Source organism: Aurantiacibacter sp. MUD61, assembly GCF_027912455.1.
Taxonomy (GTDB): Bacteria; Pseudomonadota; Alphaproteobacteria; order Sphingomonadales; family Sphingomonadaceae; genus Alteraurantiacibacter.
The window spans coordinates 1,388,618-1,413,702 of the sequence record NZ_CP115446.1; the positions used below are offsets into that span (position 1 = coordinate 1,388,618).

At 61.5% G+C, this 25,085-nt stretch carries 23 protein-coding genes and 1 tRNA gene; 9 read left to right on the forward strand and 15 right to left on the reverse strand.

What is annotated here, in order from left to right; translation table 11 throughout:
* Positions 1–6: 6 nt before the first annotated feature.
* The gene (locus O2N64_RS06720; protein WP_271079507.1) at positions 7–1,050 is read left to right on the forward strand and encodes a CorA family divalent cation transporter; all 1,044 of its coding nucleotides are present in this window, start codon (positions 7–9) and stop codon (positions 1,048–1,050) included.
* A gap of 66 nt (positions 1,051–1,116) precedes the next feature.
* On the forward strand, positions 1,117–2,880 hold the full coding sequence (locus tag O2N64_RS06725; protein ID WP_271079508.1) for a cation:proton antiporter domain-containing protein: 1,764 nt from the start codon (positions 1,117–1,119) through the stop codon (positions 2,878–2,880).
* 4 nt (positions 2,881–2,884) lie between these two features.
* On the opposite strand, the gene O2N64_RS06730 is transcribed toward O2N64_RS06725, so the two are convergent.
* From O2N64_RS06730 to O2N64_RS06775, 10 genes are all read right to left on the reverse strand, one after another.
* On the reverse strand, positions 2,885–4,135 hold the full coding sequence (locus O2N64_RS06730; protein WP_271079509.1) for a sensor domain-containing phosphodiesterase: 1,251 nt from the start codon (positions 4,133–4,135) through the stop codon (positions 2,885–2,887).
* Between the two features lie 66 nt (positions 4,136–4,201).
* Entirely contained in the window at positions 4,202–4,726 is a 525-nt protein-coding gene (locus O2N64_RS06735; RefSeq protein WP_333781579.1) for a GNAT family N-acetyltransferase, read from the reverse strand.
* A gap of 5 nt (positions 4,727–4,731) precedes the next feature.
* Positions 4,732–5,619, reverse strand: a complete 888-nt coding sequence (locus O2N64_RS06740) for an RDD family protein (RefSeq protein ID WP_271079510.1) — start codon at positions 5,617–5,619, stop codon at positions 4,732–4,734.
* Positions 5,616–6,665, reverse strand: a complete 1,050-nt coding sequence (locus O2N64_RS06745) for a stage II sporulation protein M (protein WP_271079511.1) — start codon at positions 6,663–6,665, stop codon at positions 5,616–5,618. The genes O2N64_RS06740 and O2N64_RS06745 overlap by 4 nt, the downstream gene beginning before the upstream one ends.
* A complete protein-coding gene (locus O2N64_RS06750) occupies positions 6,665–7,954 on the reverse strand; it encodes a DUF58 domain-containing protein (protein WP_271079611.1) in 1,290 nt (429 codons plus the stop codon). Before O2N64_RS06750 ends, O2N64_RS06745 begins: the two co-directional genes overlap by 1 nt.
* A 132-nt stretch (positions 7,955–8,086) precedes the next feature.
* Positions 8,087–9,049, reverse strand: a complete 963-nt coding sequence (locus O2N64_RS06755) for an AAA family ATPase (protein WP_271079512.1) — start codon at positions 9,047–9,049, stop codon at positions 8,087–8,089.
* On the reverse strand, positions 9,046–10,311 hold the full coding sequence (locus O2N64_RS06760; RefSeq protein WP_271079513.1) for a DUF4350 domain-containing protein: 1,266 nt from the start codon (positions 10,309–10,311) through the stop codon (positions 9,046–9,048). The genes O2N64_RS06755 and O2N64_RS06760 overlap by 4 nt, the downstream gene beginning before the upstream one ends.
* Positions 10,308–11,003 carry a hypothetical protein gene (locus tag O2N64_RS06765; protein WP_271079514.1) on the reverse strand — a complete coding sequence of 232 codons (696 nt, stop codon included), beginning with the start codon at positions 11,001–11,003 and terminating at the stop codon, positions 10,308–10,310. Before O2N64_RS06765 ends, O2N64_RS06760 begins: the two co-directional genes overlap by 4 nt.
* Before the next feature lie 71 nt (positions 11,004–11,074).
* The gene (locus tag O2N64_RS06770) at positions 11,075–11,548 is read right to left on the reverse strand and encodes a GNAT family N-acetyltransferase (RefSeq protein ID WP_271079515.1); all 474 of its coding nucleotides are present in this window, start codon (positions 11,546–11,548) and stop codon (positions 11,075–11,077) included.
* Positions 11,549–11,553: 5 nt separating this feature from the next.
* Positions 11,554–12,450 carry a prephenate dehydratase gene (locus O2N64_RS06775; protein ID WP_271079516.1) on the reverse strand — a complete coding sequence of 299 codons (897 nt, stop codon included), beginning with the start codon at positions 12,448–12,450 and terminating at the stop codon, positions 11,554–11,556.
* 128 nt (positions 12,451–12,578) lie between these two features.
* Here O2N64_RS06775 and O2N64_RS06780 point away from each other — a divergent pair, with 128 nt between their 5' ends.
* On the forward strand, positions 12,579–13,223 hold the full coding sequence (locus O2N64_RS06780) for a c-type cytochrome (RefSeq protein WP_271079517.1): 645 nt from the start codon (positions 12,579–12,581) through the stop codon (positions 13,221–13,223).
* A gap of 74 nt (positions 13,224–13,297) precedes the next feature.
* Here the strand turns inward: O2N64_RS06780 and O2N64_RS06785 are convergent, their stop codons facing one another.
* Positions 13,298–13,963, reverse strand: a complete 666-nt coding sequence (locus O2N64_RS06785) for an RlmE family RNA methyltransferase (protein WP_271079518.1) — start codon at positions 13,961–13,963, stop codon at positions 13,298–13,300.
* Positions 13,963–15,156 carry a Ppx/GppA phosphatase family protein gene (locus O2N64_RS06790; protein WP_271079519.1) on the reverse strand — a complete coding sequence of 398 codons (1,194 nt, stop codon included), beginning with the start codon at positions 15,154–15,156 and terminating at the stop codon, positions 13,963–13,965. Before O2N64_RS06790 ends, O2N64_RS06785 begins: the two co-directional genes overlap by 1 nt.
* Before the next feature lie 137 nt (positions 15,157–15,293).
* Between O2N64_RS06790 and O2N64_RS06795 the strand changes: the two genes are divergently transcribed.
* Entirely contained in the window at positions 15,294–15,878 is a 585-nt protein-coding gene (locus O2N64_RS06795) for a TIGR04282 family arsenosugar biosynthesis glycosyltransferase (RefSeq protein ID WP_271079520.1), read from the forward strand.
* The gene (locus tag O2N64_RS06800; protein ID WP_271079521.1) at positions 15,875–16,600 is read left to right on the forward strand and encodes a glycosyltransferase; all 726 of its coding nucleotides are present in this window, start codon (positions 15,875–15,877) and stop codon (positions 16,598–16,600) included. The genes O2N64_RS06795 and O2N64_RS06800 overlap by 4 nt, the downstream gene beginning before the upstream one ends.
* Here O2N64_RS06800 and O2N64_RS06805 read toward each other — a convergent pair.
* Positions 16,597–17,595 (reverse strand): SDR family oxidoreductase, encoded by a 999-nt coding sequence (locus tag O2N64_RS06805; RefSeq protein WP_271079522.1) that lies wholly within the window; start codon positions 17,593–17,595, stop codon positions 16,597–16,599. The two genes, O2N64_RS06800 and O2N64_RS06805, sit on opposite strands and share 4 nt — an antisense overlap.
* Positions 17,589–18,638: a methyltransferase domain-containing protein gene (locus tag O2N64_RS06810; protein ID WP_271079523.1), complete on the reverse strand. Its 1,050-nt coding sequence runs from the start codon at positions 18,636–18,638 to the stop codon at positions 17,589–17,591. Before O2N64_RS06810 ends, O2N64_RS06805 begins: the two co-directional genes overlap by 7 nt.
* 87 nt (positions 18,639–18,725) lie before the next feature.
* On the opposite strand from O2N64_RS06810, the gene O2N64_RS06815 reads away from it, so the two are divergent.
* The 4 genes from O2N64_RS06815 (at position 18,726) to O2N64_RS06830 (ending at position 21,718) form a co-directional block, all read left to right on the forward strand.
* Entirely contained in the window at positions 18,726–20,141 is a 1,416-nt protein-coding gene (locus O2N64_RS06815; protein WP_271079524.1) for a dihydrolipoyl dehydrogenase family protein, read from the forward strand.
* The gene (locus O2N64_RS06820; RefSeq protein WP_271079525.1) at positions 20,141–21,127 is read left to right on the forward strand and encodes a radical SAM protein; all 987 of its coding nucleotides are present in this window, start codon (positions 20,141–20,143) and stop codon (positions 21,125–21,127) included. Before O2N64_RS06815 ends, O2N64_RS06820 begins: the two co-directional genes overlap by 1 nt.
* Positions 21,128–21,160: 33 nt before the next feature.
* Positions 21,161–21,589, forward strand: coding sequence for a DUF2147 domain-containing protein (locus tag O2N64_RS06825; RefSeq protein WP_271079526.1), 429 nt, complete (start codon positions 21,161–21,163; stop codon positions 21,587–21,589).
* A gap of 55 nt (positions 21,590–21,644) precedes the next feature.
* Positions 21,645–21,718 (forward strand) — tRNA-Gln (locus O2N64_RS06830).
* A 70-nt stretch (positions 21,719–21,788) separates the two neighbouring features.
* Here O2N64_RS06830 and O2N64_RS06835 read toward each other — a convergent pair.
* Entirely contained in the window at positions 21,789–25,079 is a 3,291-nt protein-coding gene (locus O2N64_RS06835; protein WP_271079527.1) for an FG-GAP-like repeat-containing protein, read from the reverse strand.
* Between the last annotated feature and the right edge of the window lie 6 nt (positions 25,080–25,085).

Genomic DNA, 25,085 nt, shown 5'->3' on the forward strand with positions numbered 1-25,085 from the left:
AGCGCGATGGACGAGAAAGAATTGGAAGCAGAATCACGCGAATTGCTGCCGGAAGACCCCGCGCCCGATTGCCCGCAGGATACGCCGCAGCTGTTCGCCCGCGTTCTGGATGGGGTGGGTGCAGGCCGCCCGCTGAGCTGGGAAGAGGCGCAGGCATGGCAGCCGGGTGAGGAGAAAGAAGTCCTCTGGATGCACCTGTGCCGCAATCAGGCAGGCGTCGACGAATTCCTGCTCAGCCTTAATATCCCCGAACCGACCCGTGAATTGCTGGTGAGCGACCGGACCCGCCCGCGCGCGTTCCGCGAGGGTGATACGCTGGTGGCGACGCTGCGCGGGATCAACTTCAATCCGGGCGCCCAGCCTGAAGACATGTTGTCCATGCAGCTGTGGTGCGATGGGAAACGCCTTATTACCCTGCGCCGCATGCCACTGCAGACCCCGCGCCGCGTGCTCCAGATGATCGACCGACGCGAGGCAGGGCCTACCGATGCCGGTGCGCTGATTACCGAACTGGCCGAAGCGATGATCACACGGATGAACCGCTCAATCGTCGACATGAACCAGCATATCGATCGGCTGGAAGAGATGGAGGATGACGGCAATGCGGAGAAGATGCTCGATGAGATCGCCATCATTCGCCGCAATTGCCTCGGCCTGAAACGCCATATGGGGCCGATGCACGAGGCGCTTGAGGCCATATCGCGCTATGCGCCGCCGTGGTTCGAAGATCATGACCGGCGCGAAATTGCCGAGAGTATCGACCGGCTGCGGCGGTACTTGGAAGATCTAGATATCAGCAAGGAAAGCGCTGTCGTGCTGATGGACGACATCCGCGCCAGCTCCATCGCGCGCAACGAGCAGGCGACGTATCTGCTGACCATCGTGGCAGGCATTTTCCTGCCGCTCGGATTCATTACCGGCCTGCTCGGAATAAATGTGGGCGGGATGCCAGGTGTGAACGATGGCGATGCGTTCTGGGTGGTCGTTGGCTTGTGCTGCGCAATTCTGGCCGTGCAGCTTGTGCTGTTCTGGAAGTGGAAATGGCTGTAGCGCCACCGCACAAATTAACGCGCTGACTTCTTAAGGGGAACTGGCTTGGAACACGGTGCTCACGGAATGGACCTGCAGAATGCGCTGCTGATACTGGGCTTTGCGCTGGTTGCGGTGCTTGCATTCCGGCGTGCCGGGCTTGGCGCGACGCTTGGCTATCTGGTGGCTGGTGCGCTGCTCGGTCCGCAGGTCTTCGCTCTTGTTGCCGGGGCGGAGCAAATGGCCGTGGTGGCGGAGCTGGGCATCGTCATGCTGCTCTTCGTCGTCGGTCTGGAGCTCAGCCCGGCGCGTTTGTGGCGGATGAAATCTGCGATTTTCGGCCTAGGCTTTGCGCAGGTCGCGGCCTGCGGTCTGGCGGTAACCGCCACGATCCTCGCGCTGACCGGCTATACGATGGAGGCGGCGCTGGCGATTGGCCTGCCGCTGGGTCTCAGTTCCACCGCGCAGGTCCTGCCGATGCTGCAATCCGCCGGTCGTCTGCGCACGCCATTCGGTGAGCGGGCGTTCTCGATCCTGCTGTTTCAAGACCTCTCGATCATTCCGCTAATCACGCTGGTCGCCGCCATGAGCCGCAATCCGGCGGCGCAGGAAGGCCCTGCCGGATGGCAGCTGGCGCTCTATGCCGTCATCGCGATCGTCGGGCTTATTCTTGCTGGACGGCTGCTCATCCGCCCGTTGTTCCGCCTGATCGGCGGGCTGGGCGAACGTGAGCTGTTCGTCGTCGCGGCGCTCTTCACCGTCATCGCCAGTGCCTTCGTCATGCAGTCGCTGGGGCTGTCCGCCGCGCTGGGCGCATTTATCGCCGGCGTGATGCTCGCCGATACGCCTTACCGGCACGAGCTGGAGGCGGATATCGAACCTTTTCGCTCCATCCTGCTTGGCCTTTTCTTCGTCTCTGTGGGCATGATGCTCGATCTGGGCGCGGTGGCGGAGCGGCCATTCTTTGTGGTCGGTTTCGCCGTGCTGCTGATTGCAGTGAAGACAGCGATCATTTTTGGCCTCGGCAAGATTGTCGGCATGACATGGCGCGGCGCACTGGCGCTCGGCCTGCTGCTGAGCCAGGGCGGTGAATTCGCTTTCGTGCTCTACACACAGGCCCAGTCCGCCATGCTGATCGCAAGCGAAAGTGCGAGCATCTTCGGCGCGATCGTGACGCTTAGCATGGCGGCGACACCGTTCCTGATGATCGCCACTCGCCGCATCCGCGAAGAGCCCAAAGGCGAAGAGGAAGAACGCGAAAAGCCCAGCAACGAAGGCGCCAGCGCCGTGGTGGTAGGCTATGGCCGCTTTGGCCAGAGCGTTTCGCAAACGCTCAAGGCGGCTGGCCTCTCAATCACGGCAATCGATCGCAAGGCATCGCAAATCGACATTGCGGAGGAATTCGGAAGCAAGGTCTATTACGGAGATGGCACGCGCATGGATCTGCTGCGCCAGGCGGGCGGGGCAGAAGCGCAGCTCATCATGTTCTGCACCGATGAAACGCCAGAGGCCGGCCTGATCGAATCGGTGCACGAAGCCTTCCCCAATGCGCAGATCTACATTCGCGGTTATGACCGGCGTTCGGTAATCGAGCTGGCCGAAACGGCTGCCGAGTGCGTCGTGCGCGAGGTATTCGAGTCGGCGATCCGTATGGCAATGATGGCACTGGAAAGTGTCGGCGTAAGCGAGGCAGAGATCAGCCGCGCTGAAGCGAAATACCGTAAATTCGATAAGCAGCGCATGGACGTGCAGATCGAAGGCGGCGATATCTATGCCGCCAAGGAGATGACGCGCGAACAGCAGCGGTCGATGAACGAGGAAGCTGACAAGGACCCGGAAGACCTGTCCTGACCGGTCAATGCTGGGTCTTGGCCGCCATAAGGAATTGCTGGGCGGCGACAACCGGCAGCGGCCGTGAATAGAGATAACCCTGACCGCAATCCACGCCGAGCTTCTTCATCGTGCGCGCTTCTGCCTCGGTCTCGATCCCTTCGGCAACCAGCGTGCAGCCGATTTCCTTCGCCAGGCGCACCAGCGCGGCTGTCATGGCTTTGCGGGCGGGATCGGCTTCGATGCCGCGCGTGAGCACCATATCCATCTTGAGAATATCAGGCTGCAGATCGACGATGTGGCGCAGGCCCGCATAGCCGGTGCCAACGTCATCGATTGCGATCTTGGCGTGGGCTTTCAATGCGGAAATTTCGCGTGAAAGCTCTTCAAAATCATCGACCTGGCAGTGTTCGGTAATCTCGACGACGAGATTCGGAATACCCGAATCTTCAAGCAATTCGCGTACCGCGCCCGATGCCACCGTCTGCGGCGAAACATTGACCGTGGCGTAAAGACCTTCGGGAATATGCGACAGCGATTCGAGCGCACAGCGCACCGCGGTCATTTCTAGTTCCTTGCCCAGGCCCACCAGTTCGGCGTCTTCAAACCAGGCATCCGGCCCGCGCTTGGTGAGATCGGGGAAACGCGAGAGGCATTCCACGCCCACCGGCTGCCCGGTCTCGAGCGACATGATGGGCTGCTGAAAAGTCGAAACGCCGTGCCCGTCCAGCATCGATTCGACGCGTTCACGTGCCTGCATGGAAAGAATATCTGTTTCCAGCGAGCTTTCGATCCGTTCGGCAGCGAGGCCGGCAAAGCTTTTCAGGATGTTCAGATCGCGCTCTGTCAGCGTGCGATCGGGCGTGCGGCCCAGCGCGCAGAAACTGCCCCAGACGGTGCCGTCGGACAGGCGCAGTGGCGTATTTATATGGCAGCCCACTGGCAGAAAATCGGTAATTGCGAGCTTCTCGGTCAGCGGGAAATCCGACGGATCCTGAATCAATTCGGGCAGGCGACCGTTGAGGATATGCCAGCAATAGGCCTCCTCTCGCGGTTCACGGAAGCCAGGCCCCATGGGCAGATCGAGGTCCGAGCTGACATGCGTAAGTTCGCGCTGTTCGCCCTCGACATAGCGGGACACAAAGGCGATCTCGACGCCTAGATGACCGCGCACACTCTGCAGGATGCGCTCGATCGCCTCATTGTGCACGAGTTCACCGGGAAGCGGCGCACTCGGCGCTTCAAAGTCGGGCAGGTTGATTGCGACATGTTCCATTGCCGCCTTGTATGGCTGAAAAGACCTAAGGCCTGCTTAACCGCGTTTGATGAGAGTTTTCCGGCTCTAAAGCCGCAGCTCGTAGAGAAATTCATCGTCACGGTGATTGCCGACCATGAAATAAATGTCGGCGATCTTGGCAAAGCCGTACCGCTGGTAAAAGCGCTGTGCACCGTCATTGTCCGAATAGACCGAGAGCTGCATGGCATCGCAGCCGCGGCTGCGCGCCTCGGCCAATGCCCAATCGGTGAGCGCTCCCCCGATCCCTTCGCCCGTCCTGTCCGGTGCGCAATAGAGCTGTTGCAGCGCGATGGATTTTTCGGCGTCGGTGTATTCGGTGTAGCCGCTGGGGTCCTTCAGCTTGATAAAGCCGAGAAGCGTGCCCGCAACATCCGCTGCGAGCCGGTGCGTCAGCTGCGGGTCGGCGATCTCGCCCGCGACCGCTTCAACCGAATATACCTCCTCCAGAAAAGCATTCAGATCAGCGGGGTCATAGAGATAAGCAAATTTCGCGCAGAAACTGTCGCGACCAAGGCGCGCGAGGGGTTCTGCATCTTCGGGCGTTGCGGGGCGGAGAATCATTTCGCTCATAATTCTTACGAGAACTTGTCACGCTTGCGTTTGCCAAAGCGCATGCCGCCTTCCAAATGGCCACGCAGCGCAGCGTAGAAGGCTTCGAGGAATTCGCGCTCATCGCCCTGGCCAAGGCGCCATCCGATCTTGCCGGTAATCGCTTCTGCCACATCGCGCAGCGCCTCCGGCTGATCCTGCCGCAGTACAGTTTCGAGAACCTGCAATTCGTGCTCGCCATAGACGGATAGCTCCGCCTCTCCGAACCTGTAATCGTGGCTGCGATCGGGCGCGAGCGACATCGCCTCCTTCAGCTTCGCGGCCTTGGCTTCGACAACCCACGTGCCCGCGACCACGTCGCCTGCGCGCAGAGCATCCTTGTTGCAGAAGGGAAAGAGGACGAAGATCGCTAGCCAGATGAAAGCGGCGAAGCCCGCAACGCCTGCATCTTCCCCACCGCCCAGCAGGAAAAACAGCGGCAGGAAGACCTCCACATCGCGCACCAGATTGCGGGCGATCACCATTTCCGCAGTCAGCTGGCCACCATCGCGCGCTGCGACGCGCAGGCCGAGCAATCTTTTGCCTGGTGTCGCCCCTCGTGGCCCCAGCTCAAACCAGAGGAAATAGCCGTAGCGCGCGAGGAAGAGGAACAGGATCACCAGGATGATGAGGAACTCGAAGACCGGTCCTGCCTCTCCGGATTCGCCGATATCTATCAGGCTGAAACCGAGCAGGCCCATGATGATGAAGAAAGCGATGATGCCGAGCACGATGAAGATCATGTCGAGCATCAGTGCGCCAGCACGCGCGCCCCTGCTGCCGACTGTCAGCGGCAGGGCGAGGCCTTCGGGCGTTACCAGCATACGGTCGCGCTTGTCCGGCTCGCCGCGCATGAAATTCATCGCCGCGCTCATGCCTCACGCTCCTTCGGGCTGCGAACGGCAAGGAAGTAAAGCGTCCAGAGCACCAACATTGTGCCGCCAATGGCGAAGCGGGCGTATGTGCCATCGACCAGTTGGCGCGCATATCCTTCCAACAATCCGGCAACGATCAGCATGATGGTGCAGCCAGCCATGACTTGCGCGGCGCGCACGCCAGCGCTCTGCATGGCGGAGAGGATCGATCGATCGCCAGGAAAAGCCATGGTGCGACCGACATGCATGCCTGCCGCGCCTGCAAGCATAATCGCGCCGAGCTCCGTCGTGCCGTGAACGCTCAGCCAGGCGGCAAATTCCGTGCCGAGGCCTGCGTCGTTGAACACCCACAGCATCGCGCCCAGCAGCGCCATATTGTATACGAGCAGCAGCAGTGTCGGGATTCCGAACGCGAACCCCAATGCAAAGGCCATGATCGCCACGCCGGTATTGTTGGAGAAGAGCGACGCGGCAAAAACGCCCAGCCCGTCTGCGCCGCCTTGGTGACCCAGCGTTTCTTCCAGCACTTCCCGTGGCGCGCCCGGCACACGGCCGCCTGCCATGCCACCGGGCACCAGCGCGTAAAACCACTCCTGATCGCGCGCGACGAGCAGCCAGCCGACGATCGTTCCCGCAACCATCACAGCAAAGGCGATGCAGATGTCGAGCCAGATCGCGCGGATCGCTCCGCTCCATCCGCCGAGGAAAAATCGCTTCAGCCAGCCAAAGAAGCCCACGCGCGGGCCGTAAATCTGGAACCACGCGCGGCGCACCAGCGCCTCAAGATAGTCGAGCGTAGAGGCATCCAGCGATGTCTCTCGCGCCACGGCAAGGCTGGACGCGGTCTTGCGATAGAGCACCGGCAGGTCGAGCAAATCTTCATCACTGATCCGCTTGGGCCGTCCCTTCTCCAGCGCAGTGACGATCTGATCGAGCCGCTGCCAGTCGACTTCACGCTCCAGCCGGAATTTGTCCGAGCGAAGGCTCGCCGCTTCGATATCGGCGGGCGGTTCGATTTCATTCTTGCGGAACAGGGAAAGCGCCATCAGCCGATTGCCTCCGCCCGCTTGGTCGCGAGATAAGTGTCGATCAGCTGGTAGCCGATCTTGTCATGCGGCGCCTCGATCACGTTCACGCCCATGCGGCGCAATTTCTGCAACACGATGGCGCGCTGGGTGGCAAGGGCATCGGCGCTAACGGCGGAAGCGATATCGCCCATGCTGTCCGGCTCCTCAATCGCCAGCTCTTCCAATTCGGTATCCACCATGGTGACGAAAATCACGAGGTGATGGCGCACCAGCCGCTCAACGCTTTCGACCATCATTTCCGCCGACGTCGGATCGGTAAAATCGGAAAACAGCACGATCAGGCTGCGGCGTTTCAGCCGCGATGTCAGCGTGGCGAGGGCAAGGGTGAAGTTGGGTTCGCGCGGGATATAATCGAGCTCTGCCGCTGCGCTCTGCAAGCGGTGGAAAGCGCGCGTATCGCTGACGAATGGAGTCATCAGCTGCGGGTGATCGGCGAAGCCGAACAGGCTCACCCGGTCGCCGCCTTTCAGCGCGACATAGGCTGCGGTGAGAGCCGCTGAGACGGCTCTGTCGATACGCGGCAAGCCATCGACCGGCTCGCACATGCTCTGCCCGCAATCGAAAGCGAAGACGAGCTGGTTGTCCCGCTCGCTTTCATTCTCGCGGGCGTAGAGAGCTGTGTGCCGCGCACTGGCTTTCCAGTCGATGCGCCGGCGATCCATACCGGGTTCGTATTCGGACAAGGCCTCGAATTGTGTGCCCTCACCGCGAATGCGCCGCGCGACGAGGCCGAATTGCGCGTCCCGCATGAAGGCCTGCAAGACAGGAGAGCGTACCGGCGAGAGGTCCGGCCACACGCGCATGCGCGCATCGAGCTCAACATGCGTCTGGCGCACAGCGAGGCCCAATGGCCCGGGCCAGCGGAGCCAGAGGTCGTGGAATTCGCCCGTCCCGCGTCGTACCGGTACGGCCTCGCCCACGCCGGAAAATTGCCCCGGCTTTCCCGTGGGCTGGAGGCGGAAATGGCTCGCTCCGTCCGCGCCGAGCCTTGGGTCATAGCCGATGGCAGCTTCAGGCAGAGCGGCATCACCGTCACGCTCAATCTCCGCATTGACGCGAATCATCGCCGGCTGGCCGACTTCGGCATCGCTCGGCACGACATATTCGAAATGTGACATTGCGCCTGCCAGCCAGCCATCGATCAGCGCGACCAGAATCAGCGCCGCCGCAGCCGCTGGCGCGACGATCCATGCGGAGGGCGCCGTCGCGGCAATGACGACTGCAATCGGCGCGAGCAGGCCAAGCATGACCAACGTGCGGCCAGTCAGCACGATGGGAATAGCCGGGATATTGATCCGCGAAGCGAGAGCCTGGAGGCGTTGAATCACCTCAGCACCTCCTGCCCCTGGTGAAGAGGAAGGGCATGGCGTTTCGAAGGATCACCGCGGCGCCTCGGTCTGTTCGATCATCTGTTCGACCAGGGTTTCGACGTCCTTGCCCTCGATCTCGGCGGCAGGGGAGAGGAGCAGGCGGTGGCGCAGCGTGGACGTGGCGAGCGCCTTCACATCATCGGGGATCACGTAATTGCGGCCCTGCAGCGCGGCCCGGGCGCGCGCGGCATTGGCGAGCAGCACGGCTGCGCGCGGCGATGCTCCGCTGGCGAGATCGGGATTGTCCCGCGTCGCGCGCACCAGTGAGACTGCATAGTCGATCACATCCTGCGCCAGAGTGACGCTTTTCACCGCTTCCTGCGCACCGGCGATATCCTGCGGTGAAGCAACTTGCGCAATGCCGAAATCGGCAGGCTTTTGCGGCCCGCTGCGCTCACCGAAGCGGTGGACGATGCGCGCCTCTTCCTCAGCGCTGGGATAGGGCACCAGCAGCTTGAACGCGAAGCGATCGAGCTGTGCTTCGGGAAGCGGATAGACACCCTGGTTTTCGATCGGGTTTTGCGTGGCAACGACCATGAACTGCTCGGACAGCGTGTGCGTCTCGCCATCCAGCGTCACCTTGCGCTCCTGCATCGCCTCAAGCAGGGCGGCCTGCGTCTTGGGCGGCGTACGGTTGATTTCATCGGCGAGCAGCAGCTCACAGAAAATGGGCCCGCGCGTCAGCGTGAACTGGCTGGTCTGGAAGTTGAACAGGTTTGAGCCGAGGATATCGCCCGGCAGCAGGTCCGGCGTGAATTGGATGCGCCCGAAATCGAGGCCGGTCGCCGCCGCAAAGCAATTGGCGAGGAACGTCTTGGCCGTGCCCGGTGGGCCTTCCATCAGCACATGCCCTTTGGCCACAAGCGCGATGAGCAGATGCTCGATCGTGTCGTCCATGCCGACGATCGCTTTGCTCACTTCATTGCGGATCGTGCCCGCGAGTTGTGCGGTGCCCTCCAGCGTCATGCTCATTGCGTCAGATTCCTTTCGAATTGTCTCAGCGCGCGTGCGGCGCGAATAATGTCTCCGGGGCGCTCTGCTTCGCGCAGATCTCCGGCAAGGTCGACGAAACGGGGGCCGGTGTGTCCGCGCGCTTGCAGTTTGCGATCAATGGCTATTTCGCGCGCGTCATTGTCGGCGATCCGCAGGCCAAGATGATTGGCGACGCGTTTGCCGATCAGCGCCTCGTAAGGCTCTTTCAGCAAATGGAAGCGCTTCAGCTGCGCAACCAGCGCTGCACCATTGCGCGCGAGCTGGCGTTTACCGCGCGCGATAGCGGGGCCTTCCACTGCCGGAGGGCCAAAACGGCGAAACGCGCGCCATGCGATCACAATGGAAGCTAGGATGAGGCATAGCGTTGCGGCGAGGAATGGCGGGCTGAATGCCAGCGTCAGCAGGTTTTCAGAAGTGCCAAGCCCCGCCAGCGTAAGATCGAATATGATCGGAAGGTCGTCGCCCAGCGTCGCGGCGGAGATAATCTCCATGGCTGCACGCGCCCTGTCCCGATCGGCCATGCCGTAATTGTTCATCAAATCGGGCTCGAAGACCACGATCACCGGCCACGGCTCGTAATCATAGCCGTTGCTTTCCTGCTCCAGCGCGCCGACCAGCACATCGCCTTCGCTGTCGACCACCAGCGGCTTGAAGGCCTGATCGGGTTGCTCGGTCAGCGCCTGCACCCGCGTTTCATCGGGCAGATCGCCATTCCGGCCAAAGCCGTTCCAGCCGTTCGTCTGTCCGAGCGACAGCTCCGCGCCTTCGGTCAGGGCCAGCTCATTCAGCCAGCCTGGCGCGCGGGCGTCGACGAGCATGACCCAGCCGTCTTCGGTCTCGACTTCGTTCTGCACGGGGATTGGATAGGCGGCCCATTTGGGCATGATGATGAGCGTCGGGCCGGAGTCGAGGTTCTGCCGTTCCTCGACCAGCTCCGACAGTTCCGCGATATCGCCATAAAGCTGCGGCGTCAGCACCACGAGCCCGTAATCATTGGCCCTGCCGCGATTGCGCGAAAGCTCGACCGAATAGCCACTACCTTCCGCCACCTGTACCAGACCCGCAAAGCCGGTGAGACCGTTCGATGCTGCATGGGTCCCGCCATCGCGGTCCTGCTGGCCAGTCCAGCCCTGGCCAAGCGCATAGAGCATCAGCAGAAAGGCACTCGCGCCAATCGCAAGCACCGCCAGCACCACGCCGGGGCGAAAAGGATTGGCACGCCGTGAGCTTTCCTGTGTCATGCCGCCAGCGCCTTTTGCTGGAGGGCGAAATCGGCATAGGCAGCGCGGGCCGCCTGCCAATCGTCCTGATGCAGCGGGCTGAGCGCAAACAGGCTCCGCTCCACGCGTGCAGCGATGATGCCAAAGGCATCGCGCGCGCCCTGCGGCAGGCGGATTTCTGCCGACAGTTCGCGCGCCGTGCTCGATGGCTCGACCAGATCCGGCCGCGCCTCGGCAATCTGCCCTACCGATCGTTTGAGCAGCAAATGCGTCGCCTCATCGTAGCGGCCTTCATTCGCCAGACGGTCGGCCTCCTCCAGCAGGGCGAGTGCTTCGCCCTGATCGGGCGCCCAGCTGTCTTCACCCTCTGCGGTCGTCTTTTTCTTCCGGCGCAGGAAATCGGGTTCGATCATGCGGACGATCAGGATCACCAGCATCGCAATGCCGCCGATGATCAGTACCCATTTGAGTACCGGCCAGATCGCGACAAAAAACATGCCGAGTGGGGCAAGCACTTCTGAAAGCCATTGCAGGAAATCGGTGAGCCAGTCAGGCGGCGGCTCCTGTGCGGGGAATTCCACTTCGGCGAACTGGATGCTCTCGTCAGCGCGCAGATCGGCATAGGCCTGATCGAAATCGCCCCCACGCGCCATCTCCCCCTGCTGCCCCGGCGCAATCTGTGGCAGCGCATCTTTCCCCGGTGAAATCGTCACATTGATGAAACTGGCATGAGAGGGTTTGCGAAGCAATCACTTGCTGCACCTTTTGCGAAAGAATTACCCGCTCAATTCAGGTGCAATTCCATGCACATGCTGAAATCATCGCTGACGTACTCGCCAAACGCATCGCATTCTTTGAATCCGCGGCTCTCATAGAGCTTTTGCGCGGGCTCGAAAACCGGATGTCGCCCGGTTTCAAGTCCGATCCAGTCGCATCCGCATTCGCGCGCGACAAACAGCAGGTGATCGAGGATCGCCTTGCCTGCGCCGGAGCCGCGAAACGCGTCTGCAGCACGCATGGATTTGATCTCGCAACGTTTGCCATCGATCCGCTTCAATGCGCCGATTGCGGCGAGCTGGCCTGCCGAGCGGGCTGCAAAGAAGCGGACATCGTCACCCGAGAGAGTTGCAGCGGGAAGCGCGTTGACTTTGCACGAAGGGGAGCAGCGGTGCATCTCTTCCAGATGCCGTTCCAGCAGGGCAAGAACATCGGGGCTGTCCGGCTTTTCCCTCGCGATGGAAAATGCCTTGGCACCCATGATGGTCAGCCCCGCGTACGCGCCATGGGATAGCTGCCCAGCAGCCGCAATTCCTTGCAGTGAAAAGCGAGCTCTTCCATCGCGCGGTCGATTGCCGGATCACCCGGCGCGCCGATGATGTCGGCGTAGAACATGCTGGCGGCAAAGCTGGTGCCCTTCTGGTAGCTTTCCAGCTTCGTCATATTGACGCCATTGGTCGCGAACCCGCCCATTGCCTTGTACAGCGCGGCGGGGATGTTCTTCACTTCGAAGATGAAAGTGGTCATCGCATCTTGTCCCTCCAGCATGGCCGGATCGAGAGCTTCGCGGGCGAGGACGACAAAGCGGGTGGTATTGTCGGCGCTGTCCTCCACATTCTCTTCGACGATCTTGAGCCCATAGAGATCGGCGGCGAGCGCAGGTGCAATGGCGGCGACCTTGGGGTCGCCCTTGTCCGCGATATAGGCCGCGGCGCCCGCCGTGTCGGCATGGCTCAGGGGAACCATGCCACGTTTGCGCAAATAATGGCGGCTCTGGCTCAGTGCATGGGGGTGGCTGTAGGCGGCTTCGAACGGGCCTTCATCATCCAGCGCCATGAGCGCATGATGGATCGCCATGAAATGCTCGCCCACGATGGAGAGACCGCTTTCGGGCAGCAGGAAATGAATATCCGCCACCCGGCCCGCCTGCGAATTGTCGATAGGGATCATCGCGCAGGATGCCTCGCCCGATTTTACTGCGTCAATCGCTGCTGCGAAGCTGAAACAGGGCAGCGGCAGCGCAGCCGGGTCCCACTCGCTGACAGCGCGATGCGAATTGGCTCCGGGCGAACCCTGAAAGGCAATCGCACGCTCCGGCTCTGCGGCAGCAGCGGTGCGCATCTTTTCGACCATGGCGAGTGCTGGGGCGGGGAAACTCTGCATAGAACGGCAGCGACTAACGCGGCCGCGCCTGTGCGACAAGCGATTAGGCCTTCGAGACCCCTTGCGCGCTTGCGCCGACCCCACTAGAGCGCGACGCATATTTTAACGCACGATAGAAATGACCTGTCATGAATGATCGTATGAATACCGCTTTCGGCTGGATCTTGGGCGCTGGCATCGTCGCGCTGGGCGGATCCATCGTTTCCGGCATGTATTTCCACGGCGATGAGCCCGATGTCGGCGAAGACTTCGCGTGGGGTTACGTTATCGACGCACCGGAAGAAGTTGCTGGCGGCGGCGAGGAAGTTGCATCGCTGGCAGAACGCCTCTCGGTGGGCTCTGCCGAAGCTGGCGCTGGCGTCTACGCCAAATGCTCTGCCTGCCACACGATCGAGCAGGGCGGTGCGACAGGTATCGGCCCGAACCTTTACGGCGTTCTCGGCGCGAATATCGGCGATCATGCACCTGGCTTCGCCTATTCCGATGCTCTGATGGGCGTTGGCGGGGCGTGGACTTACGAGCAGATGGACGCATGGCTCGCCAACCCGGCTGCTTTCGCCGCGGGCACCAAAATGACATTTGCTGGCCTTAATGATGCGCAGGAACGTGCGGATGTGATCCTTTACCTGCGTGAGAATGGCGGCGGCCCGGCTCTGCCTGAATTCACTCCTGAAGCCGAAGCACCCGAAGGTGAAGAAGGCGCCGAGGGCGAAGAAGCACCGGCAGAAGAGGGCGCTGAAGAAGCAGCACCTGAAGAGGCTGCAGCCGAGTAAGCCACTCGCTTAAAGGAAAACGAAAAAGCCCCGGCCTTGCGCCGGGGCTTTTTGTTTTTGCGCCGCAGACGCGGTCACCCGGTCTTCTTGAAGCCCTGCGCCACCACATACCATTCGCTCGAACCCTTGCGGCTCGCAGGCGGCTTGGCATGTTTGACCGTCCTGAAATGTTTCTTCAGTAGGTCGAGCAATTCCTTGTCGGTCCCGCCGGCAAAACCTTTCGCCACGAACGCGCCGCCTTCGACGAGATTCTCGACCGCAAACCAAGCGGCGGCCTCGACCAGTGCCATGGTGCGCAAATGGTCGGTCTGCTTGTGGCCCACGGTGTTGGCCGCCATGTCTGACAACACCAGATCGGTCGGACCGCCCAGCGCTTCTTCCAGCGCGGCGGGCGCTTTATCGTCCATGAAATCCATCTGCAGGATGGTGACGCCATCGATCGGTTCGGTCTCGAGGTAGTCGATGCCGACCACCGCCGCCTTGGGCGCACGTTTGCGCACGACCTGGCTCCAGCCGCCCGGTGCAATGCCGAGGTCGATTACGCGGGTCGCGCCTTTGACAAGGCCGAAGCGGTCATCGAGCTCGATCAGCTTGAAAGCCGCTCGGCTGCGCCAGCCTTCGTCCTTGGCCTTTTTGACATAGGGGTCGTTCAGCTGCCGCTCGAGCCAGCGCTGGCTCGATGCCTTGCGCTTCTTCGCGGTCTTCAGCCGCCGCTGCGAATCCTGTCCTGCGCGCGCCATCAGCCATTTGCTCCTGCAGATTTGTCGCGCCGCATCGCGGCCTGCGTCTGTTGTCCTTCCGCGTCCGCCGTCATCAGGCTGCGCAGAATGCCTTCGCGGATGCCGCGGTCTGCCACGCCAAGGCGCGGGGCAGGCCAAATGTCGAGAATCGCTTCGAGAATGGCGCAACCCGCCACAACGAGTTCCGCCCGCTCATGGCCGATACAATCCAGTTCGGACCGCTCATCGGGGGACATGGCGGCGAGATCCTGCGAGATGTCGCGCATACTGTCTGTCGGGACGATCAACCCGTCGACCTGGCTGCGGTCATAATGCGGCAGGCCTAGATGGACACTCGCCAGCGTTGTCACCGTGCCGCTCGTGCCAAGCAGGCGCTGGTCCGGCGCGCTGTGCTGAGCGATCCGCTCCGAAAACTCGGCAAAGCTATCGGTCACCAACTGTTTCATCTTGGCATAGCGGGCCAGCCGGTCCTCGCGAGAGCCGGTTTCATGGCCCACTGTCTCGGTTAGCGATACGACCCCCCACGGCACGCTTTGCCAGTCGAGAATGCGGGGGACCGGTGCGCCCGGTTCGATCAATACCAGCTCGGTCGATCCGCCGCCGATGTCGAAAATGATCGCGGGGCCGACGCCGTCTTCCAGCAGGATGTGGCATCCCAGCACCGCCAGCCGCGCTTCTTCCTGCGCGCTGATAATGTCGAGCACGATGCCCGTCTCGCGCCGCACGCGCTCGATGAATGCTTCGCCGTTGCTTGCCCGGCGACAGGCTTCGGTGGCGACCGAGCGGGCGAGGTGGACATTGCGTTTGCGCAATTTGTCGGCGCAGATTTTCAGCGCCCCCAATGCGCGGTCCATTGCGTGATCTGATAGCCGCCCGGTCTGCGCCAATCCTTCACCCAGCCGAACCACACGGCTGAACGCGTCGATCACGACGAAATTCTCATCCGAAGGGCGCGCAATCAGCAGGCGGCAATTGTTGGTGCCGAGGTCGATCGCGGCATAGGCCTGCTTGTAGGATTTGTGGGGAGGACGCCGCCATTGCGGTGACCCGTTGCCTCTGTTCGGCTGGCTTTTCGCCTTTTTATCGCCGGGAGCGCGCTGCGGGCCTTTTTGTGCTTTTGGGCGATGACCTTTGTGGTTTTTCGCCTTTTTCGGGGCCTTCTCGCGTCCATCCGGCGGAGTATAATCCGCCATGAGATACGTACTTTCCAAATTCCAATACCCGCCACATCTGAGCGGAACCTGATCACAGGCTAGACGAAGCGGGACCTCTTGCCAAGTTTGGGCACAGGGCGGCTCGCCAGCGGGGCCGGGAAGCGTTAGGGGGAGCTATGGCTGACCCGCTTCCGACCATCGCCCTGTTCGCGAAATATCCGCAGGCGGGCAAAGCGAAGACGCGGCTGATCCCGGCTCTGGGAGAGGGCGGGGCGGCGGCTCTTCATCGGCGGCTGGTCGAGCGGACGCTGGCTACGATCAGGGAAGGCGGCTTGCCGTTCGCGGTCTGGACTACCGGCGCACCGCATCGCGATTTTGCGGATTGGCTGGGCGATGATGTGACGCTCGTCGAGCAGGGCGACGGCGATCTGGGTGCTCGGCTCTCGCGGGTTACTGCACCTGCAATCCTGCTAGGCGCGGATATTCCGGGGCTCACTGCGCAGCATCTTCGCGATGCGGCGAAAGCGTTGGAAACCAATGACGCGGTGATCGGCCCGGCGAGCGATGGCGGCTATTACCTGCTCGGCTTTCAGCGGCAACTCCCTTTCTTGTGGCAGAATATGGCGTGGGGCACGGAGGTGGTGCTCGCTGAGACCGAGGCGCGATTGTTGGCGCATGGCACTGCCTACGCCACGCTCGCCGAACTCGACGATTGTGACCGACCCGAAGACCTTGCCGCATGGCCGGAACTCACCGCGTGAGCCGGACGACCGTCGTCATCCCCATTCTCAATGAAGAGCGCGCCTTGCCGCTGCTCGCAGAGCATCTGGCCAAGCTCGATCCGCAGCCGATGGAAGTGCTCGCGGTGGACGGTGGCAGCATGGATCGCTCCGTCGAACTTGCGCGGGCGCAAGGCTGGCGGGTGATCGAAACCGAGGCCGGGCGCGGTCGGCAGATCAATGCCGGCGTTGAGGCAGCGGCGGGCGAGTATGTGGTCGTGCTGCATGCCGATACCGTGCCCCCTAAGAATTTCATCGCCGCCATCGAAGACACATTGGCAGACGAACGGACCAGCCTCGCCGGCTTCACCCCGATCCTGCGCGGCCCGGACAAGACCCGGTGGGGCACCACGCTGCACAATTGGGCGAAGACCTGGTACGCGCCGCTGCTGTTTCGCCCGCACCTTTTTCTGCGCGGATGCCGACTGCTGTTCGGCGATCACGCGATGTTCTTCCGCCGCGCGCAATTTCTCGCATGCGGCGGCTGCGACCCGGATGCGAAAGTGATGGAAGAGGCCGACCTGTGCATTCGCATGACGCGTTTTGGCCGTGTGAAAATGATTGCAGAGCGGGTCGAGACTTCAGACCGCCGCATCGCCGAATGGGGCCCGCTCAAGGCGAACTGGATTTATTTGAAAGTTGGGTTTCTCTGGGGGCTCGGCGCGAAGAAGCGGCTGGAGCGGTATTATCCGGATGTCCGCTAGGCCGACGGCAAATACCCCCTCTCAATCCCGTAAGCGATAAGCCGGTCGAGCCACGCAGCATCGGTTGCACCGCACTCCAATCCGGTCAGCGCACGAAATTGCCTGTCGTCAAATTGCGGATCGCGGGTGAAATAGGGGCCGAAAGTGCCGATCATCCGCCCTGCAAGCATTTGCTCGGCAGGGCGCAATTGCGTGGGGTCGTAATCTTCGGGCGCAACGACTTCGGGGTCGGGAAAGTGCTCTACCCGCGCCACACCATGTGCTAGCTCTGCAGCGGCAAGCGGGCTTTCGGCTACAAGGTGGAAATAGCCACCGTCGGCCTGCTCCATTCGCTCCGCAATACGCGCAATACCTTCGGCCACATGGTCGATCGGGACGAGGTCCAGCGTCGATCCCGGCGCGCAGGGAAACTGCGTCACCTTGCCGCGCGCCATCAGGCGAAAGACATTGCAGAGTGAAGGGAAGTCGCGGATCACTCCGGTCTCACTATGGCCTAGCACGATGGACGGGCGCGCCACCGCGAAGGGCAGGCCACTCTCCGCGACGACCGCTTCGGCTGCGGCCTTGCTCGCTTCGTACCGATTGGTGAATGCGCGGCCCTCGGGCACCGGACCTTCCGTGATCACGCCGCCCTGCTGCCCGCAGACATAGGCGGTGCTGACATGCAGGAACGCCGCGCCTGCCGCCTTGGCATAAGCGAGCGCGTTCTTCGTGCCTTCGATATTGATCGCTCGCAGATCCTCCTTCGGCGCATCGAATTCGAGGCTGGCAGCGCAATGTATGACCACATCTTGGCGAGCCGCTTCGAGACCCATCAGCGGAAGCGTCACATCGCCGCTGACGGTTTCGATCCCCTGCACGAGCGCGCCATCATTGCCCCGTATTTCGGGATTGCGGCGCACCATGCCGGTGACTGTGTGGCCTTTGTCGACAAGGCGCGCGCAGACCTCTCCGCCGATCAGGCCGGCGGCACCGGTGACGAGAATTTTCAGCAACAGGCAGCGCCAGCGGCTGCGGTGTCGGATGCACTTTGGCCAAACGGCGCATCGGTGCCGCAGCCGGGGAAGACGCCATAATGCCGCGAGAAGTCGCCGATGAATTCGAAATGCTCGGCAAAGCGCGTTTCGGAGAGCATCAGCCAGCTGTTCCCGCAGATCGGAAAAGTTCGGCCCGCCTCGATGGCGTGGTGTGCATCCAGCTCGAAGACGCGCGGATGGCCTTCCAGCGTGCCCTTGTAGCGCACGGCCTGACCGTAGTCTTCGCATTGCGGCTCCAGCCCATCGAGCTTGAACAGGCGATAGGTGGCGGAAACGAAATTGATCCCGTCGAGCTTGGCTTTTACCTCGCGGTCATTGATGCCGAGCGGGCGATCAGTGACGAGGCGCGGATCGGCAAAACCGGCTGTCTTGGCGAGCCTGTCAAAATCACCCCAGTAAAGCGCGCCCGACAGGCACTCGCCATGCAGCACGGGGTCGCTGAGCAGGTGCTGGGGTACGCGGCGGTCTGCGTAGACGTCCGAAAAATACAACTCACCGCCTGGCTTCAGCAGGCGATGCGCGGCGCGGAATACCGCTTCCTTGTCGGCAACGAGGTTGATGACGCAGTTGGACACGATGACATCGAAGCTGCCTTCTTCGAGGCCCAGCTCGCCCAGCTTCTCGATATCGCCCTCGATGAAGTCGACATTGTCATAACCGAATTCGAGTGCGTGCCAGTTCTGGTATTCGCGCGCGACTGCAAGTTGTTCTGGGGTCGCATCGACACCGGTCACATGGCCATTCTCGCCCACCAATTGCGCGAGCAGATAGGCGTCCTGTCCGCTGCCCGATCCAAGGTCGAGAACGCGGCAACCCTCCAGCGCCTGCGGGACGACGAGGCCGCATCCGTAATAGCGCGCCTTCACCTCCTCATGCACGTTTTTCAATGCCCGCTGCACTGCGTCTGACGGCATTTCGAAAGTGCAGCATGCATCGGTGCGCAGATCGGATGATCCGCCCAGAACCTTGCCGTAATAATCCTGCGAATTTTCCAGATTCATGAAACTCTTTGCCTCGTGTCAGCGAATGAAGGGCCATAGCAGGAAGCGTTTCGTTTCCCAGCCTGTTTGCGTTACCCGTGGGGGCATATGAATTACACACATGACGTTATCGTGATTGGCGGTGGTGCTGCCGGGCTTACCGCTGCAGGCGGCTGTGCGCTATTCGGCCTAAGGACCGCGCTGATCGAAGGTCACAAGATGGGCGGCGAATGCCTCAACAATGGCTGTGTGCCATCCAAGGCGCTTATCGCTTCGGCCCGCCGCGCTGCCGAAGCACGAGAGGAGAAGCGCGCGGGGGTGCAGCTAGCTGCGCCGGTGGTCGACTGGAGCGGTGTCCACAAGCATGTGCACGATGCCATCGCGCATATCGAGCCGCATGACAGCGTTGAGCGGTTCGAGGAAATGGGCTGCGAAGTGATCCAGGACTGGGCCAAAATCACCGGCCCGAAAGAGGTCACTGTCGGCGGGCGCAAACTTACCGCGCCGCGTATTGTCATCGCCACAGGCAGCGGGCCGCTGGTGCCGCCAATCCCCGGGCTGGACGATGTGCCCTATCTAACCAATGAAAATCTGTTCGACCTGACCGAGCAGCCCGACCATCTCGTGATCATTGGCGGTGGGGTCATCGGCATGGAAATGGCGCAGAGCTTTCGCCGATTGGGAAGTGAAGTCACCGTCATCGAGCCCGGTAATGTGCTCGGCCGCGATGATCGCGACAGCGCAGCTATCGTGAAATCGGTGATGGAGGACGAGGGCGTTCGCTTCGTGCAAGGCAAGGCGGCGAAGGTTTCGGGCGGAGAGGGCGCCATCACCGTCAGCACCGATGGCGGCGAAGAGGTGAGCGGCAGCCATTTGCTGATCGCGGTGGGACGCAAGGCGCGGACCGAGGGCTATGGACTGGAAGAGCTGGGCATCGCGCTCGGCAAGAACGGTATCAAGGTGGACCAGCGCCGCCGCACAAACCTCAAGCATATCTACGCCATCGGCGATTGCCGCGAGGGGCCACGGCTGACGCATGTGTCGGGCTATGAAGGATCCAACGTCGTGCTCGAAATCGCGCTTGGCCTGCCTGCCAAGGCCGATTTCAAAGCGCTGCCATGGTGCACCTATACAGAGCCCGAAGTCGCACAAATCGGCATGACCGAACAGGAAGCGAGCGAAAAGCTCGGTGACAAGCTGACGGTTGTCACCGAAGGTTTCGATCACAATGAGCGCGCGATTGCCGAGGGCCTGACCAAAGGGCATCTCAAAGTCATGCTGAAAGGCCATAAAGTCGTCGGCGCGAGCATTTGCGGAGTAAATGCGGGCGAGCTGCTGCTTCCCTTCACCCAGATGATCACCGGGAAATCGGGCACATTCGATGTGGGCGGGGCGATCATTTCCTATCCTACAAGGTCCGAAATCACGAAGGCCGCCGCTTTTGCCGCGTGGGAGCCGACCGTGTTCGGTCCATGGCCCAAACGCTGGGTTGCTTTCCTCGCCAAAATCCGCCGGATGTTCTGATGGCAACCCGCACAAAAACCCGCAACGCCCCAGCTGGCGCATCGCCCTTCACCGTCGAGGCAGAGGCGCTTTCGCGCGAGAAATTCAGCGATCCGCATGTGACTGCAAAGGGCGAGGCGCGCGCGACTGTAAGGCTGAACCAGCTCGAAACGCTCTGGTTTGCCACGGGCACGCTGTGCAATCTCGCCTGCGCCAATTGCTACATCGAAAGCAGCCCGACCAATGATGCGCTGATCTATCTTACGGCAAAAGAGGTTGCGCGCTTCCTCGACGAGATCGCGCCGCGTGGCGTGCGCGAAATCGGCTTCACCGGCGGCGAGCCGTTCATGAATCCCGAGATCATCGCCATAGTGGAGGACGCGCTCTACCGTGGGCATGACGTGCTCGTCCTATCGAACGCGATGAAGCCGATGCGGCGGCATGAGGCCGAACTGCTGCGCCTGCGCGAGGCCTATGGCGACCGTCTGACCATTCGCGTTTCGATCGATCACCATACGCAAAAGGTGCATGAAGCGGAGCGTGGGCCCCGCAGTTGGCAACCGATGATCGAAGGGCTCAAATGGCTCTCTGCCAACGACTTCTCCGTCGCGGCTGCGGGGCGCAGTCTGGCAGGTGAAACGCAGGAGCAGGCGCGCAATGCCTATCGCCTATTGTTCGAGCGCGAAGGCATTGCCATAAACACCGCCGATCCGTCGCGGCTGGTTCTGTTTCCGGAAATGGATGCAAGCGCCGATGTGCCGGAGATTACAACCGATTGCTGGGGGATCCTGGGCAAGAGCCCCGATGACATCATGTGCGCCAGCCAGCGTATGGTCGTCCACCGCAAGGGTGAGCCGGAGGCGCGGGTCGTCGCCTGCACGCTGCTGCCGTATGATAACGAATTCGATCTTGGCGCTACCGTCGAAGAGGCGGACCGCGACGTGCCGCTCAACCACCCGCATTGCGCGCGCTTCTGCGTGCTCGGCGGGGCAAGCTGTTCATCCTAGGGCACTTTCACAGTGGCTAAGCGTAGTGTCACCATGATCAAATCAGCAATCGCCACCGCCATCTCTGCCGCCGCCGCTATCGCGGTCATGCCCGCCACCGCCTCTGCCCAGCGCAGTATCGACGGCGTGTATCTGGATCAGGGCGGCTATGTCGAAATCACCGTTGGCCCGTGCGGCAATTCGCGCTGCGGGGAAATTACCCGGATCGTCCGCCGCAAGCCGGGGGAACCCAATCGCGACGTGCATAATGACAATCCGTCCCTGCGCGATCGTCCTATCGTCGGCATCGAAGTGCTGCAGAATTTGCGTTGGGATGACGGCGCCTGGCGCGGGCAGGTTTACAACCCCGAAGACGGCGGCACTTACCGCGCTGTTGTGCGCCCCGGCAGCAATGGCACACTTCGCGTCGAAGGCTGCGTCACGCTGTTCTGCCGCGAAGTAACCTGGACGGCGGCAGATTGATCGCTGAGACTTGACCGAATCCTACGCGCGTTATAGAGGCGCGCGCTCCAAGCGTTGCCCCGTCCTCTAACGGTAAGAGAGCGGACTCTGACTCCGTCAATCAAGGTTCGAATCCTTGCGGGGCATCCAACTTTTCCAAAATCGCTAGTAACAGGTACGTCCGATCAGTGCAGATGCCTGCCGAGCGATCGCGCCAAGCCTACTGCCGGTTGATGACCACTTCCCCGCCCAGCAGGCCCTCCGGCTCGATCCTCGACGTCTCGCCATCGGGCCAGCGCACCTCGATCAGTGAGACACTACGCGCATCGCCGAGACCGAAGTGCGCGGCGATGGGATCGGTCGACATATATCCGCCACTCGCCTTCACGCGGCGCATCTGGCATGGCCCGGCAGCCACTTCGGTAACTCCGTCAACGCAGATCGTCACCCGCGCGCCAATGCCATGGCTGTTGCCGATGGAATCGCGAAGGTTGACCCAAAGCGCCGGGCCCGCCGGATTGTCGTTGCGGTGCACGACCATCCGCAAGGCGTTCATATCACGAATAACGTCGATATCGCCGTCTCGGTCGAAATCGAAACTTGTATAGCTGTAGGATGGAAGAATGTCGGTAAAGCCGAAGGCGTTGGTACCGTCTTCGAAACCGCTTCCCGTGTTGTGATAGAATACATTGGTCGTGCTCGATGCGGCACTGTGCCAGAAGCCGGTCACCACAAGGATGTCCTGCCAACCGTCCTGATCCAGATCGGTCAGTCGGGAGTTCCATGTCCAGCCGGGCGTACGAACTCCGGCCTCGGTCCCGCGATCTACAAATGTGCCGTCCGGTGCACCCGTCTGAAGGATGTTTCCCGTTTGCAATGCAGGAGCATAGAACTCGGCGAAATCGTCGCTGCGGAGATGCCCCATGGTCGGTTCGAGCAACGAATTACACAAACGCGCGATCTGCGGAATGTGTGCCATTTGGGCGGCGCAGGCGGTGAAGCGCTCGCGATCACCATCAGGATTGCGCCGGACATTTTCGTAACGGCCGAATTGGCTGGCGGCTCCGCAAAGGGCCTGGTCGCGGCGAAGGGTCGGGCCCAGGCAACTGTCGCCGCTCTTTCCGCTTCTGCCGTCACGGATACTGTCGATAGAAAGTTCTTCCACGATACAGTCTTCGGTTTCGGCATCGTCCCAGCCAAGATCGTCGCGGTATTGCAAGCAGATCGCACGGATATTGCGGACGCGGGACATAGATGATGGCATCATCCCTGCACGCATGGAGATCTGGCCGCCGTAATAATCCGGAATCAGGTCATTGTTCCAGTCACCCTCGTCATAGCTCATGGCTGACCGCAAGAAGTAATCGAACGGCTGGTTGTCGGGCGTGGTCGGAACCGGACCGTTGGCGTTGAAAAATACCACTTCATCCGTCTCGGCGGCATCGTCCCCCTTGAGAACGTCCGGATAGCCGTTCCCGTCAACATCAGCCACGAGCACTGAAAGAGTCTGGCCGGGGATGCCCTCGAATTCGATCGTGGTGAAATTGCGATTACCATCGTTGCGCATCCACAAGTTTCGGATGTGGTAGGGATGCAGTCCCCAGCCTTCGGCGATGCCGCGCGGCCCCCATTTTCCCAGCACGATATCAAGGTCGCCATCGGCATCCATGTCGGCGAAACCGAAGGAAGAGACGACGTCATTGCCGCCTTCCTTGAAAGTCGCCATCGCTCCTGACGTGAACGTGCCGCTATCGTTGAAGAAGATATGATCGCCCGCCATTATGGTGGAGACGAGCAGGTCGAGCGCGCCATCGCCATCCACATCGGCGAGAGCAAGGTTATGCACCTCTGCTTCGTCGACCGGGCCAAGTTCGACAGCTTGCCGCACAAACTGTCCATCGACATTGGCATATACAGAGAGTCCATTGGCGCCATCCGGTCGGCGGGTTATGACATCCACCCAACCGTCGCCATGGATGTCACCACCAGCTACCGCGCCGCGCATCATGTGATAGCCGAATTCGCGCAACGGCGAACTCTCACCGATTTCTTCAAGACCAATTTCCGGCCCCATCACGCGGGTAAAAGCTGGGCCTGCCTGCGCGGACACCGGTGTGCGGTCGGGCATCGACAGGCTCTGCAGGCTCACGCCTGATCCGCCATCGGTAGTAATGGCTGCGGCAATTGTTTGCGGCTGCGCGCTATATTGGGCGAGCCGCTCGCGCAATTCCTCGATAGGAATGCCTTCGGGCGCGTCAGGCGGTGTCGGCCAATCGATGCTATCAACCGAATTGAGCGCCGCAATCTGGCGCTCCTTGTAAAAATCATTGATGCGTGGAGCCATGACGAACTCGGTCGCCGCTGCGGTTACCGCCAGACCGCAGACCGCAATCCACATGGTAAAGGCCGTTCGCCATGAAATCGCCTGCCCCAGGATCAGCAGCGGGTAGACGCTGAACGATCCCAATGCGATCAGCGTGGCCATGGCGAAATGATTGTGCATGCCGACATTGATGAGAATCACCGTCAGGATCACGTCGAACGCAATCGGCGCGGGCACGAAGCTCGCGACACCGACAATCGCCAGCGTCACCAGCGCGATCATCACCAGATCGCGCCCGGGCATGAGCTTCGTCAGTTCGGTCGGCGAAACGAAGGATGCCACCAGTGCGCCAAGAATGGCCGCGGCCAGCATCAGCGGCACGGTGATAATGAAGATGATGGCAAAATTGCGCAGGTAAGTCTTCGCGAACCAGATCAGCGCAGCGACGATATTGTAATCGCCCGGCTCGAATGTCCCATGCGTCAGCAGCTTTGCGAATTTGCCGGTGATACCCTTGGGCTCGCTGATCTTGGCAAGCTTGGGAACCGCGGTGCCGGGATCCGCACCGGTGGCTGCCGCCTCGTCTTTCAGGATGAAGCGGCATAGCAGCGGCACGATCAGCAGTACCATGGTGAGCGCGAATATGAGCTTCAACACCGCCATGTGCGGCGGAAGAAGCGCGAAGCTCATGGTGATGACAATGACATTGAGCGTGGGCGAGGCGAGCAATGCGGACAGCGTCGTTTCCAGCCGCATGCGACCCATATGCAGGCCGAGCGCGATGGGCATGGCACAATTGACGCACACGCCCAGCGGCGCGCCGATGGCTGTGCCGAGTGCGGAATTGGCGAAGCCGTTCTTGAAAGACCGCTGCCGGATGGTGGCCAGCACCGTCAGCGCCGCCGCGCCGAACAGCACCCCGAAGGTCATGCCCTTCTGGTTGGTCTTGATCCAGTTAGCGGTGTTGGCAAGGATCTCCCACCACAGGCTACTGTTTGGCAGGATTTCGTAAACGATGTCGAAGGATAGGCCGGACAGCGGCGCATCGCCGCCCATCAGCGCCTTTTCATTGAGTGCTGGGTAACGCGATGTCAGCCAGAAATAGAGCGCCAACAGAATCAGGGCACCGATCGCAATCGGTGCCCTGAAATCTTTCGTCGCCTTCTCGGCGGGATAAATACCGGTCAACTGCAC

What these genes read in the sequence shown, in the direction of transcription:
- O2N64_RS06720 (WP_271079507.1), top strand. Translation starts at nt 7, where the DNA reads ATGGACGAGAAAGAATTGGAAGCAGAATCACGCGAATTGCTGCCGGAA.
- O2N64_RS06725 (WP_271079508.1), top strand. Translation starts at nt 1,117, where the DNA reads ATGGACCTGCAGAATGCGCTGCTGATACTGGGCTTTGCGCTGGTTGCG.
- O2N64_RS06730 (WP_271079509.1), bottom strand. Translation starts at nt 4,135, where the DNA reads ATGGAACATGTCGCAATCAACCTGCCCGACTTTGAAGCGCCGAGTGCG.
- O2N64_RS06735 (WP_333781579.1), bottom strand. Translation starts at nt 4,726, where the DNA reads ATGAGCGAAATGATTCTCCGCCCCGCAACGCCCGAAGATGCAGAACCC.
- O2N64_RS06740 (WP_271079510.1), bottom strand. Translation starts at nt 5,619, where the DNA reads ATGAGCGCGGCGATGAATTTCATGCGCGGCGAGCCGGACAAGCGCGAC.
- O2N64_RS06745 (WP_271079511.1), bottom strand. Translation starts at nt 6,665, where the DNA reads ATGGCGCTTTCCCTGTTCCGCAAGAATGAAATCGAACCGCCCGCCGAT.
- O2N64_RS06750 (WP_271079611.1), bottom strand. Translation starts at nt 7,954, where the DNA reads ATGCTTGGCCTGCTCGCGCCGATTGCAGTCGTCATTGCCGCGACGGCG.
- O2N64_RS06755 (WP_271079512.1), bottom strand. Translation starts at nt 9,049, where the DNA reads ATGAGCATGACGCTGGAGGGCACCGCACAACTCGCGGGCACGATCCGC.
- O2N64_RS06760 (WP_271079513.1), bottom strand. Translation starts at nt 10,311, where the DNA reads ATGACACAGGAAAGCTCACGGCGTGCCAATCCTTTTCGCCCCGGCGTG.
- O2N64_RS06770 (WP_271079515.1), bottom strand. Translation starts at nt 11,548, where the DNA reads ATGGGTGCCAAGGCATTTTCCATCGCGAGGGAAAAGCCGGACAGCCCC.
- O2N64_RS06775 (WP_271079516.1), bottom strand. Translation starts at nt 12,450, where the DNA reads ATGCAGAGTTTCCCCGCCCCAGCACTCGCCATGGTCGAAAAGATGCGC.
- O2N64_RS06780 (WP_271079517.1), top strand. Translation starts at nt 12,579, where the DNA reads ATGAATGATCGTATGAATACCGCTTTCGGCTGGATCTTGGGCGCTGGC.
- O2N64_RS06785 (WP_271079518.1), bottom strand. Translation starts at nt 13,963, where the DNA reads ATGGCGCGCGCAGGACAGGATTCGCAGCGGCGGCTGAAGACCGCGAAG.
- O2N64_RS06790 (WP_271079519.1), bottom strand. Translation starts at nt 15,156, where the DNA reads ATGGCGGATTATACTCCGCCGGATGGACGCGAGAAGGCCCCGAAAAAG.
- O2N64_RS06795 (WP_271079520.1), top strand. Translation starts at nt 15,294, where the DNA reads ATGGCTGACCCGCTTCCGACCATCGCCCTGTTCGCGAAATATCCGCAG.
- O2N64_RS06810 (WP_271079523.1), bottom strand. Translation starts at nt 18,638, where the DNA reads ATGAATCTGGAAAATTCGCAGGATTATTACGGCAAGGTTCTGGGCGGA.
- O2N64_RS06815 (WP_271079524.1), top strand. Translation starts at nt 18,726, where the DNA reads ATGAATTACACACATGACGTTATCGTGATTGGCGGTGGTGCTGCCGGG.
- O2N64_RS06820 (WP_271079525.1), top strand. Translation starts at nt 20,141, where the DNA reads ATGGCAACCCGCACAAAAACCCGCAACGCCCCAGCTGGCGCATCGCCC.
- O2N64_RS06825 (WP_271079526.1), top strand. Translation starts at nt 21,161, where the DNA reads ATGATCAAATCAGCAATCGCCACCGCCATCTCTGCCGCCGCCGCTATC.